Source organism: Metallibacterium sp. (genome assembly GCF_054637675.1).
Genome location: NZ_JBTSRB010000066.1, coordinates 1 through 11911, shown reverse-complemented (window position 1 = coordinate 11911; position 11911 = coordinate 1). Strand labels below are relative to the sequence as shown.

Below are 11911 nucleotides of genomic sequence, written 5' to 3'. Positions count from 1 at the left end.
CGCGCGCCGCCGGCCAGCGGCTGATCGACCGCCGCGCCGTGCCGCAGCAGCAGCTCGACCAACTCGCGCTGGCGTCCGTTGACCGCCGCGGCGAGGCAACTGATGCCGCTGCCGCTGAGTACATCCAGGCGCGCGCCGGCGGCGATCAAGGTGCGCGCCAGATCCGCAAAACCGCGTCCGCTGGCGTGCAGCAGCGCGCTGTAGCCGGCGGCATCGGGATGATCGACGGCGCAGCCCAGTTGCAGGAGGCGCCGCACCGCGGCGAGGTCGCCGCAGGCGGCGGCGGCGGGCAGATCCTCGGCGCGCAGCGCGCGTCGCGGCAGCGCGTAGCCGCCGTCCCAGCGCAGCCAGTCGATCAGCGCGGCGTCGCCCTGCGCCAGCGCCAGACCCAGCGGCGTTTCGCCGTTATCGCTGCTGGCCAGCGCATCGGCGCCGGCGGCGATCAGGCTGCGCACCAGCGGCAGCGCCTGTGCCGCAGGCAGCAGCAGTGCGTGATGCAGCGGCGCGCGCGCGCGCGCATCACGCGCATTGGCGTCCGCGCCGCGCGCCAGCAGCGCGTCCAGCGCCGCCAGCCAGCCAGCCGCGGCGGCCAGACTCAGTGGTGTGCGCCCATCGTCCGTGGCGCCAAAGGCATCGGCGCCGCGCGCCAGCAGCGCCTCGGTCAGCGCCGCGCCTTCCGGGGCGTTGCCCAGATGCGCCAGCACGCGCGCCAGCAGTCCGCCACCGGCTGGGCTAGCGCCTTGTGCGAGCAGCTCTTCCAACGCTTCCAGCGTATCCGGCAGGCGCTGGATGAGCGCATCGAACAGGCGCGTGCCGTCTTCCAGTCGCGCCTCGCCCAGCGCGCCGCGATCCAGCAGCCAGCGCCGCGCGCTGTCGTAGCCGCCGCCGGCCAGTTGCAGGTACAACTCAGCGAGGCTGTGCGCCGGCCACGTGCCGAGGTGCTGCTCGAAGGTCGACACCGCGGCCCAGTTCTCGCCGCGCAGCGCATCGAGCAAATCGGCGGGGCTGTCGGCGCCGGGCGCCGGCGCGACTTGACCGCGCAGGCTGGCCGGCAGCGGCGTATCCGGCGCCAGCGCGGCGACCAGATCCCAGCGCCCGGCGGCGCTGGCGTGATGCAGCGCGCTGCGACCATCGCTGCCGCGGCGCTGCGCGTCGGCGCCCAGCGCCAGCAGCGCCAGCACGGCGGCGGCGTCCGCGCGCGGCGACTGGCAGGCCAGCATCAGCGCATCGCGGCCGTGCACGTCCTGCGCCAGCGCATCGGCGCCGGCCGCGCCCAGTGCCTCGATCAGCGCGGTGCTGCCGGCGCGCGCGGCTTCCATCAGCGCGGTGGTGCCGTTGCGGTCGGCGCGGCGCGGGTCGGCGCCGGCGGCCAGCAGCAGACGCAGCAATGCGGCGTGGCCTTCCAGTGCCGCGGCCATCAGCGCGCTGCGGCCAAGGTGATCGCAGCGATCAATCTTGGCGCGGTGCTTGAGCAGCAGGCGCGCGCCTGCGATATCGTCCTCGCCAATGCCGCAGGCGGCGACCAGCGGCGGTTCGCCCTCGGCAGGATCGGCCGCAGCGCCGTGTTCCAGCAGGAAGGCGGCCAGCGTCCAGTTGGCGGCACGGCAGGCGAGGCTGAGCGCGCTCATGCCCTGCGCGTCGAGCGCGTTGATCGCGGCGCCGGCGTCCAGCAGCATCGCGGCGATGTTGGGATTGCCGCTGAGCGCGGCGCCGTGCAGCGCGGCGCGGCCTTCGGCGTTGCGCAGACGCGGATCGGCGCCATTGGCCAGCAGCGCCAGCACGGCCTCGTCGCGACCATGCCAGCTATCGCGCGTGGCGGCATGCAGCGCGGTCAGGCCGCCCTGCATGCGGTTGACCTCGGCGCCACGTCCGATCAGCGCGCGCAGCAGGCGCGTATCCGGCAGCACCGCGGCCAGCGAAAGCGCGCTGCGCTGGTCCGCGGCGTCCTTGCACGCGACCGCATCGGCCGGCGCGCCCGCATCCAGCAGCGCCAGCGCGGCGTCGCTGTCACCGCGGCGCGCGGCGTCCAGCAGCGCGGGGCCGAGCGCGGTTTGATCCGCAGGCGCGAGTGGCGCGGCATCCGCTGCCGTATCCGTCGGCGTCAGCGACCCAGTTGGCGATAGCGCGACAGCGGCGGCGTGCAGTGCAAACGCGGGCGTCTGCGCAGCGGCCTGCGTCGGCGCTGCGCGTGTTGGAGCCTCATCCAGCGGCATGGCCAGCGTGCGCGACGCTTGCAGCAGCGTGGCCAGCGGCAGCACCAGAATGGCATAGCCCGCCAGCAGCAGCCACGCCAACGGGGCGGCAACAGGCAGTAGCGGCAAGCCGCTGAGAGCGAGCACGCCGCACGCCAGCAGCAGCAGCGCCAGCGTCGCCGGCAGGCCGTGGCTGAAACGCCGCGTGCCGCGTGCCGGCATGCGCCGGGTGAAGCGCTGCGCGATCGTCGCGCCCATCGCATCGGCGCTGTCCGTGACGCCCGGGTTGGCGGCAAACACCTCGGCGTAACGCGTCCAGAACGGCCACAGCGCCAGCAGCGCCACCAGCAGCGCCGCGATCAGCAGGATCGTGTTGCCTGGCGCCGCGGGCTCACGTTGCAATTGCAGCAGCGGCCATAGGCACAGCACCAGCAGCAGCAGACAGGCCAGCGCGAAGCGCGCCAGATGTGCGGGAACATGGCGCAGTGCCGCGATCTGCCAGGGTGCGCCCGCCGCGCCCAGCGCGTACATGGCCGCGGCCATGGCCAGCGCGTTGGCCAGCAGCAGTGCCGCCACGCGCAGCAGCGGCCACGGCAGCAGCGCCAGCGCCGCGAGCAGCAGCGCGGGCATGAATCCAGCGAGCACGAGCAGCAGGCGTGGGCGTGGCGACGTCATGCGGCGTGCGGCTCAATCAGGTGAAGTTGCCGAAGTATAGGCAGCGTGGTGTCCATGCGTGCTGGCGGGTTGCGCTTGATGCGCGCGCGACGCAGCTGTACGGAGCCTGTGCAGGCGCATCGCGGGCTCGCTTGCCGGGACATGACCAATGGCTGCCGTGCTGCGCCATGTCTTGCAATACTTTCACGTACGGTGCAGCCTCGCGCGGCTGCAAAAACACGGCGACCTGAGTCGCAGGCACGTCCCGCCAGCCCTACGGAGAACACTCGCATGCCCCTTTACAAGACTTCCACGCGCACCACTCACGGTGCCTTTGCCGTTGGCGCGCTGGCGCTGGCGGTGGCCGTAGCCCTGGCTGCACCGCAGGCCGCCCGGGCCAGCGCGTTCCAGTTGAATGAAAACAGCGCCCAAGCCATGGGTCGCGCCTACGCCGGCGACGGCGCCGCACCAGGCGACCCCTCGGTGGTGGTCAACAACCCGGCGTCCATGGCGTGGTTCAAGCACAGCTATCTGCAGGTCAGTGCCACCGCGATCGACTTCAGCTCCCACTTCCACGGCAGCGCCACCGACGCCCTGGGGCAGCCGGTTTCCGGCGGCGACGGCGGCAATGCCGGCGGCACCATCCCGGTGCCGGCACTCTTTTACCTCAGGCCCATCAACGACCAGTGGGCGGTGGGCATGGGTGTGTCGGCGCCGTTCGGCTTCCAGACCCAATACAACCCGACCTGGGTGGGTCGCTACAACGCGATCTTGTCCGATTTCAAATCGGTGGATGCGACCTTCTCGGTGTCGTACAAGATAGCGGACAACTTCGCGTTGGGCGCCAGCCTGATCGCGCAGCGCACCAGTGCTGACCTGACCTCGGCGATCAATTTCGGCTCGATCCTGGCGGCGCCGCCATTCAATCTGGCGCCGACCTTCATGCCGCAGTCCGCCGACGGACTGGCGCAAATCAAGGGCCACAACTGGAAATGGGGCTGGCAAATCGGCGCGACGTGGAAGCCGACCGAGCGCGACACCATTGCCGTGCTGTATCACGCCAAGATCAGCCAGACCCTGACCGGCAATGCCACGTTCATCGTGCCCGCGCAGGTGCAGACGGTGTTCGCCGCCGCGCAGTTGCCGCTGTTCCAGAACACCGGCGGCAGCGCCGCTTTCGCCACGCCCGCGTACGTGAACCTGAGCTACTGGCATGTGTTCAACGATCGCTTCAGCGCCGGCGTGCAGGCCAACTGGACGCAGTGGAGCAGCTTCAAGAATCTCACCGTGGTCTATGCCAACCCGGCGCAACCACCGAGCACCGAGGTGTTCAACTGGCACAACTCGCACTTCATCTCGGTCGGTGGTGCTTATCACCTGAGCGATACGCTGACCTTGCGCGCCGGCGTCGGCCTGGACACCACGCCAACCTATCAGTTGACGCGTGACCCGCGCGTGCCCGATGCCACGCGCCGCTGGCTGACATTCGGCGTGGGCTACAGGCCGGTGAGCGATTTCGAGATCAACATCGGCTACGCCCATCTGTTCGTCAATAACGCGCGCATCAACAACGCGAGTCCGACCGGGGATCTGCTCACCGGCTACTACAACAACAGCGCCGACCTGCTGTCGGCATCGGCGACGTATCGATTCTGATCGCCCCTGTTGAGGCACCCTGAAAACCCGCGCGCAGGCGCGGGTTTTTTGTACGTGTCGTACCGCCTATTCGCCCAGCGTCAGCAGCGAGGCGTTGCCGCCGGCGGCGGTGGTGTTGATGCTGAGCACGCGCTCGGTCATGAAGCGTTGCAGGTAGTGCGGGCCGCCGGCCTTGGGTCCGGTGCCGGATAGCCCCTCGCCGCCGAAGGGCTGCACCCCGACCACGGCGCCGATCTGGTTGCGATTGACGTAGCAGTTGCCGGCGCGCACACCGCGGCTGATGCGTTCAATGGTGGCGTCGATGCGGCTGTGGATGCCCAGCGTCAGCCCGTAGCCGGTGGCGTTGATGGCGGCGATCACCGCATCAAGCTGGTCGGCTTGCCAGCGCACCACGTGCAGCACCGGACCGAACACCTCGCGCTGCAGCACGTCGATACCGGAGATCTCGTAGGCGCGTGGCGCGAAGAAGCTGCCGTGCGCGCAGCCGGCGGGCAGCGGCACGCTGGCGATCAGGCGCGCTTCGTGGTCCATGCGCGCGGCGTGCGCGTTGAGCACATCCAGCGCGTCCTGGTCGATCACCGGGCCGACATCGGTGGCCAGCAAGCCGGGATCGCCCAGCTTCAGCTCGGCCATGGCGCCGGCCAGCATGGCCAGCACCTTGTCGGCGATGTCAGCTTGCACGAACAGCACGCGCGCGGCCGAACAGCGCTGCCCTGCGGAATCGAAGGCCGCGGCGATGGCGTCCTTGACCAGTTGCTCGGGCAGCGCCGAGGAATCGGCGATCAGCGCGTTCTGGCCGCCGGTTTCGGCGATCAGCGCGGCGATCGGCGCGTCGCGCGCGGCCAGCGCGCGGTTGATGGCCCAGGCGGTGTCGGTGCCGCCGGTGAAGGCCACGCCCGCCACGCGCGCGTCGCCGGTGAGCGCCGCGCCGACCGTGCCGCCATCGCCGGGCAGGAATTGCAGCACGGCCTCGGGCACGCCGGCCTCGTGCAGCAGGCGCGTCATGGCGTGACCGATCAGCGTGGCCTGCTCGGCGGGCTTGGCGATGACGCTGTTGCCGGCAGCCAGCGCGGCGGCGATCTGCCCGGTGAAAATCGCCAGCGGGAAGTTCCACGGGCTGATGCACACGAACACGCCGCGGCCGTGCAAATGCATTTGATTCTGCTCGCCGGTGGGGCCGGGCAGGGCGATGGGCGCGCCGCACAGGCGCCGTGCTTCGTGCGCGTAATAGCGCAGAAAGTCCGCCGCCTCGCGCACCTCGGCGACGCTGGCGGGCAGGGTCTTGCCGGCCTCGCGCACGCACATGGCGATGAACGCGCCGCGGCGCGCCTCCAGCAGATCGGCGGCGCGCTCGAGCGTGGCCGCGCGCGTCTCGGCGGGCGTGGCGTCCCAGACCGGTTGCGCGGCCACGGCATTGCTCAGCGCGCGTTTGATGTCGTTGGCGTCGGCGGCCTGCCACTGGCCGATCACGCGACGGCGATCGGCGGGATCGGTCACCGCGCGCGGTGCGGTGCTGCTGGAGTCGGCGCCCGGCACCAGCGGCGCGGCTTGCCATGGACCTTGTTCGGCGTTGATCTGTGCGGCCAGCGCGCGCAGTTCCGGATCGTTGGCGAAGTTGACGCCCATGGAATTTTTCCTGACAGGGAGATACATCGAGAGCGGCAGCGGAATGCGCGGATGCTGACTGGGTTGGTTGCGCGCGGCGCGGCGGCAGGGATCGGCGACCAGTTGCGCCGGTGCCAGACTGGCGTCGGAGATGCGGTTGACGAAACTGGTATTGGCGCCGTTTTCCAGCAGGCGCCGCACCAGATAGGGCAGCAGATCCTCGTGGCTGCCGACCGGCGCGTACACGCGGCAGGGCACGTCGAGTTTGTCCTTGCCGATGACCTCGGCATACAGATCGGCGCCCATGCCGTGCAGGCGCTGGAACTCGAACGGCCGCCCCGCGGCGAGGTGATGGATGGCGGCGACGGTATGCGCGTTGTGCGTGGCGAAGGCCGGGAAGATGTGCGCGCCGCCGGCATCCAGCAGGCGCCGCGCGCAGGCCAGATACGACACGTCGGTGTTGACCTTGCGCGTGAACACCGGATAGCCGCCGTGGCCGAGCTCCTGTGCGTGCTTGATCTCGGCGTCCCAGTAGGCGCCCTTGACCAGACGTACGCACCAGCGCCGGCCCACCGTGCGGCTTTGTTCGACCAGCCAGTCGATGACCTGCGGTGCGCGTTTCTGGTAGGCCTGCACGGCCAGGCCGTAGCCTTCCCAACCATCCAGCGAGGCGTCGGCGAACACGGCGCCGATAACCTGCAGCGACAGCTCCAGACGCTCGGCTTCCTCAGCGTCGACGGTCATGCCGATGCCTTGCGCCCTGGCCAGTTGCGCCAGTTCGAGCAACTGCGGTACCAGCTCGCGCAGCACGCGCGCACGCTGCGCCACTTCGTAGCGCGGGTGCAGCGCGGACAGCTTGATCGAGATCGAGGGCGCATCCAGCACGTCGTGGTAAGGGCCGCGCCGGCCCAATGCGCGGATCGCGTCGCGGTATGCCTGCAGATAGCGCGCGGCATCCGGCGCGGTGAGCGCGGCCTCGCCGAGCATGTCGTAGGAATAGCGATACGCGCGCTGTGTCCTCTCGGCGGCGCGGTCCTGCGCTTCTTCGATGTTGCGGCCCATGACGAACTGGTGGCCCATGATGCGCATGGCCTGGCGCACCGCCAGGCGCACCACCGGCTCGCCGCTGCGCCCGGCCATGCGCTTGATCGCGCCCAGCCAGTCGCGCTCGGTGGTGGCGCCAAGTTGCACCAGACGCCCAGTGAGCATCAGTCCCCAGGTGGAGGCGTTGACGAACAGCGAGTCACTCTTGCCCAGGTGTTTTTCCCAATTGGCGTCGCCGAGCTTGTCCTGGATCAGACGATCAGCGGTGGCGCTGTCCGGAATGCGCAGCAGCGCCTCGGCCACGCACATCAGCAGCACGCCCTCCTCGCTGGACAGGTCGTACTGGCGCATGAAGGATTCCACCGCGCTTTGTTCCTGGGTGCGTGCGCGCACGTGTTCGACCAGGGCGATGGCTTGCTGTTCGATCGCGGCAGCGGCTTCGGGCGTGGGCGTGGCTTCGGCGAGGTGCGCGGCCAATACGCGCTCTTCCGGCTCGCTCCAGGCGGCGCTGATGGCCGCAAAGCACGCGCTGGCGGGTCGTTCGGATTCGAGGATGGTCATGGGCGATTCGCGGAGATGCAGCCCTGTAGTTTAGGCCGCAGCGCCGGTTGCAACCATGCCGTGCTGCGCGCGATGCGGCGTGTTGTCGCAGTACATGCGTGATTGCGTGCGTTTTGACCGCAATCAAGTCGGTGGGCACGATTTTGCGGCTTGCCGGTCGGCGCAAGCGGGCGCTATTCTGCAACCTGAAGGGAACCGAAACGCCGTGATCTCGATCGACACGCCATCGCTGTCCTCAGGTGCGCAGATCATGTGGCTGCGGCCCAATCGCGCGCTCAGCCTGCGTGGTTTGCGCTGGGCGGCAGGTCTGCTCGCTGGCTACATCATGCTGGTGGCGCTGGTCAGCAGCCTGGCCGGCAACGCCTACGCCCCATTTTTCGCGCTGGTCGACGTGACGGTGGTGGTTCTGGCGTTCGCGGCGGTGTGGCGCGCGGGCGAGCGCGCCGAGCGCATCACCCTGACCGATGATGCGCTGGAGATCGCGCGCTTTCCCGCCGCGCGCGACAGCGTGCGCTTGCAGCCGTATTGGGTGCGCGTGCGCCTGCAGCCGGGTGGCGCGCATCCTCGATTGACGTTGGTTTCGCATGGACACGCGCTGGAAATCGGTGCGTTTCTTGGCGACGAGGAACGCCAGGCGCTGTGCAAGCAACTTGAAGCCAGTCTGGCGCGTTTGCGCCTGCCAGATCATCAACAGGATCAACGGACAAACCCATGACCAAGCGCGCGACCCGACCCGCAACCTCGCCAGGCGCTCACTGGCTGCCGCGCATGCTGCTGGCGCTGGCTGGCATGCTGCTGTCGACGGTTGCGCTGGCCAACCCCGAGCATCCCACGCAATGGCAGCTCAATCTCACGCGCGGCGCCAGTCCGCTGTCGCACGACGTGTGGGATCTGCACATGGCCGTGTTCTACGTGTGCATCGGCATCGGCGTGGTGGTGTACGGCGCCATGATTTACGCCATGCTCAAGTTTCGCAAATCCAAGGGCGCCGAGGCGGCCAAGTTCACCCACAACACCAAGATTGAGGTGATCTGGACCATCATCCCGGTGCTGATCCTGATCGGCCTGGCCTATCCGGCCACGCGCATCCTGGTGTACGAAAACAACACCAGCAACTCGGTATTGACGGTCAAGGTCACCGGCGTGCAGTGGAAGTGGGCTTACGACTACATCGACTATGAAGGTCAGCCGATCAACAACGTCAGCTTCATCTCGATGCTGGCTACTGACAGCAACGATGCGCGGCAGATGGATTCCGGCATCAGTCCGTGGAGCATCAAATCCAGGCACGGCGTCGATGATTACCTGCTCAACGTCAACAAACCGCTGGTGGTGCCCACGCACACCAAGATCCAGTTTTTGATCACCGCGGCCGACGTGATCCACGGTTTCTGGGTGCCGGCGTTGGGCTGGCAGGCCGACGCCATCCCCGGCCAGATCCATGACGCCTGGGGCGAACTGGACAAGCCCGGCACCTACCGTGGTCAGTGCGCGCAATTGTGCGGCCAGGATCACGCCTACATGCCGATCGTGATCAGGGCGCTGCCGCGCGCCGAGTTCCGGCAGTGGCTGGCGGCGCAGGAAAACAAGTCGCGCATGCAAGATGTTTCCCGTACCGCGCAGATCGTTGCCGCCCCCGGCGACGCCCCCCAGGGTTGACCCGAATCACTGACCGAGGCTTCAGGCCATGAGCACCGACGCCGCCACCCACCACGACGACGCCCACCACGATGACGTACCCAAGGGTTTCGTCCATCGCTGGCTGTTCGCCACCAATCACAAGGACATCGGCACCATGTACCTGGTGCTGGCGCTGGTGATGTTCTTCATCGGTGGCGCCATGGCCATGGTGATCCGCGCCGAGCTGTTCAAGCCCGGATTGCAGTTGGTGCAACCGTATTTCTTCAACGAACTGACCACGCTGCATGGCTTGATCATGATCTTCGGCGCGATCATGCCGGCGTTCGTGGGCTTGGCCAATTGGCAGATCCCGCTGATGGTCGGCGCGCCGGACATGGCGCTGCCGCGCATGAACAACCTGTCGTTCTGGATCCTGCCGTTCGCGTTCCTGCTGATTCTGTCGACGCTGTTCATGCCCGGCGGCGCGGTGGCGGGCGGCTGGGTGATGTATCCGCCGCTGATCCTGCAGACCGGCGAATCACTGGCCTTCACCATCTTCGCAATCCATCTGATGGGCATCAGCTCGATCATGGGCGCGATCAACATCATCGCCACCATCCTCAACCTGCGCGCGCCGGGGATGGACTTGCTGAAGATGCCGTTGTTTGTGTGGACCTGGCTGATCACCGCGTTCCTGCTGATCGCGATCATGCCGGTGCTGGCCGGCGCGATGACCATGCTGCTGACCGACAAATACTTCGGCACCAATTTCTTCAATGCCGCCGGCGGCGGCGACGTGCTGCTGTACGAGCACATCTTCTGGTTCTTCGGGCATCCCGAGGTGTACGTGATGATCCTGCCGGCCTTCGGCATCATCTCCGAAGTGATCCCGACCTTCGCGCGCAAGCCGATCTTCGGCTACAAGCCGATGGTCTATGCCACCGCCTCGATCGCGTTTCTGTCGTTCATCGTCTGGGCGCACCACATGTTCACCGTGGGCCTGCCGGTGGGCGCGCAGTTGTTCTTCATGTACGCGACCATGCTGATCTCGGTACCGACCGGGGTGAAGGTGTTCAACTGGGTGGCGACGATGTGGAAGGGCTCGATGACCTTCGAGACGCCGATGCTGTTCGCGGTGGCCTTCGTGATCCTGTTCACCATCGGCGGGTTCTCGGGCCTGATGCTCGGTCTCGTGCCGGCCGACTACCAGTACCACAACAGTTATTTCGTGGTGGCGCACTTCCACTACGTGCTGGTCACGGGCGCGGCCTTCGGCATCATGACCGGCGTCTATTACTGGCTGCCGAAATGGTCGGGGCACATGTATTCCGAGCGCTGGGGCAAGATCCATTTCTGGCTCAGCGTGATCTCGGTCAACGTGCTGTTCTTCCCGATGCATTTCCTTGGTCTGGCCGGGATGCCGCGCCGTATTCCCGACTACAACGTGGCGTTCGCCGACTGGAACATGGTCAGCTCGATCGGCGGCTTCGTGTTCGGCGCCAGTCAGTTGATTTTCGTCGGCAACATCATCTACACCGTGTACTTCGCCAAGAGCAAGGCCCCAGCGCGGGTGTGGGACGGCGCGCGTGGACTGGAGTGGGAATTGCCCTCGCCGCCACCGCACCACTCTTATTCGACGCCGCCGGAGATCCTGCCCGGGATGCTGGCGCACGGCGATATCACCCACTGAGGATGCTTCCGGCTGGGCGCAAGCGCCCAGCCGGATTTCGCGATGAGCAGCAGTCCCGGCAAGCGTCGTCCCGAGGTTGATTCCGATCAGGCCGCGCGCCAGCGCAAGGCGCGGCGCACGGTGCTGATTCTGGCGTTGGTCTCGGTCGGGTTCTACGTGGTCTTTTTTCTTGAGCATCTCTTTTTTTGATGCGCGTCGCATGCGGCGCGCGCAACGCCAGCGCGCACAGCAGCATTGCGCTGCGATGGCCTTGGCTTAAACTCGCGTTCATCCACGCGGCGGTCTGACCGCCGTATCGAAACAAACTCGCAACGGAACTTCGCCATGTCCCAGCAAGCCGGTGCTTACTACATTCCCCACGGCAGTCGCTGGCCGATCATCGCCGCGGTCGGTCTGTTCACGCTCATGTGGGGGGCCGCGCATTGGCTGGACGGTATCGAGCCGGAGGGGCCGATCCTGTTTTTTCTCGGCGTCGCCATCATCATTTTCATGAAGTTCGGCTGGTTCGGCGAGGTCATCCGCGAATCGCGGAGCGGCGCTTACAACTCGCAGGTGGATTTGTCGTTCCGCCTGGGCATGATGTGGTTCATCTTTTCCGAGGTGATGTTTTTCGGTGCGTTCTTTGGCGCGCTGTTCTACAGCCGCGACTTGCAGGTGCCCTGGCTGGCCGGCGAGGGTCACGGCGCGCTGACCAACTACTACCTGTTCCGCGGTTATACCGGCGGCTGGCCGACCGCCGGCCCGGACGCCATCGGCGGGCCATTCAAGACGGTGCCGCCGTGGGGCGAGCCACTGCTCAACACGCTGCTGCTGCTGTCATCGAGCGTGACCATCACCATCGCCCACCATGCGCTGCGCGACGGACATCGCCGCCGCATGCTGGTGTTTC

General features: G+C 67.6%; 8 protein-coding genes. 6 read left to right on the top strand and 2 right to left on the bottom strand.

Translation table 11 applies throughout. The features are described 5' to 3' along the window. Positions 1 to 2867, bottom strand: a 2867-nt coding sequence (locus ACYDAT_RS14505) for an ankyrin repeat domain-containing protein (protein ID WP_461451007.1), incomplete at its 3' end; no start/stop codon positions are given. 270 nt (positions 2868 to 3137) lie between these two features. On the opposite strand from ACYDAT_RS14505, the gene ACYDAT_RS14500 reads away from it, so the two are divergent. Beyond that, a complete protein-coding gene (locus ACYDAT_RS14500) occupies positions 3138 to 4502 on the top strand; it encodes an OmpP1/FadL family transporter (RefSeq protein WP_461451005.1) in 1365 nt (454 codons plus the stop codon). Between the two features lie 66 nt (positions 4503 to 4568). On the opposite strand, the gene putA is transcribed toward ACYDAT_RS14500, so the two are convergent. Beyond that, positions 4569 to 7712, bottom strand: a complete 3144-nt coding sequence (gene putA / locus ACYDAT_RS14495) for a bifunctional proline dehydrogenase/L-glutamate gamma-semialdehyde dehydrogenase PutA (RefSeq protein WP_461451003.1) — start codon at positions 7710 to 7712, stop codon at positions 4569 to 4571. A 205-nt stretch (positions 7713 to 7917) separates the two neighbouring features. On the opposite strand from putA, the gene ACYDAT_RS14490 reads away from it, so the two are divergent. From ACYDAT_RS14490 to ACYDAT_RS14470, 5 genes are all read left to right on the top strand, one after another. Further along, the gene (locus ACYDAT_RS14490; RefSeq protein WP_461451001.1) at positions 7918 to 8427 is read left to right on the top strand and encodes a DUF2244 domain-containing protein; all 510 of its coding nucleotides are present in this window, start codon (positions 7918 to 7920) and stop codon (positions 8425 to 8427) included. Next, positions 8424 to 9371, top strand: a complete 948-nt coding sequence (coxB, locus tag ACYDAT_RS14485; protein ID WP_461450999.1) for a cytochrome c oxidase subunit II — start codon at positions 8424 to 8426, stop codon at positions 9369 to 9371. The genes ACYDAT_RS14490 and coxB overlap by 4 nt, the downstream gene beginning before the upstream one ends. Positions 9372 to 9399: 28 nt before the next feature. After that, positions 9400 to 11022: a cytochrome c oxidase subunit I gene (ctaD, locus tag ACYDAT_RS14480; protein WP_461450997.1), complete on the top strand. Its 1623-nt coding sequence runs from the start codon at positions 9400 to 9402 to the stop codon at positions 11020 to 11022. 42 nt (positions 11023 to 11064) lie between these two features. Next, positions 11065 to 11211, top strand: a complete 147-nt coding sequence (locus ACYDAT_RS14475; RefSeq protein WP_461450995.1) for a hypothetical protein — start codon at positions 11065 to 11067, stop codon at positions 11209 to 11211. A 135-nt stretch (positions 11212 to 11346) separates the two neighbouring features. After that, positions 11347 to 11911 (top strand): cytochrome c oxidase subunit 3 (locus ACYDAT_RS14470; RefSeq protein WP_461450994.1); only part of this gene is annotated, 565 nt, incomplete at its 3' end.

Coding starts and splice junctions, on each gene's coding strand:
- coxB (WP_461450999.1), top strand. CDS start 8,424: ATGACCAAGCGCGCGACCCGACCCGCAACCTCGCCAGGCGCTCACTGG.
- putA (WP_461451003.1), bottom strand. CDS start 7,712: ATGACCATCCTCGAATCCGAACGACCCGCCAGCGCGTGCTTTGCGGCC.
- ctaD (WP_461450997.1), top strand. CDS start 9,400: ATGAGCACCGACGCCGCCACCCACCACGACGACGCCCACCACGATGAC.
- ACYDAT_RS14475 (WP_461450995.1), top strand. CDS start 11,065: ATGAGCAGCAGTCCCGGCAAGCGTCGTCCCGAGGTTGATTCCGATCAG.
- ACYDAT_RS14500 (WP_461451005.1), top strand. CDS start 3,138: ATGCCCCTTTACAAGACTTCCACGCGCACCACTCACGGTGCCTTTGCC.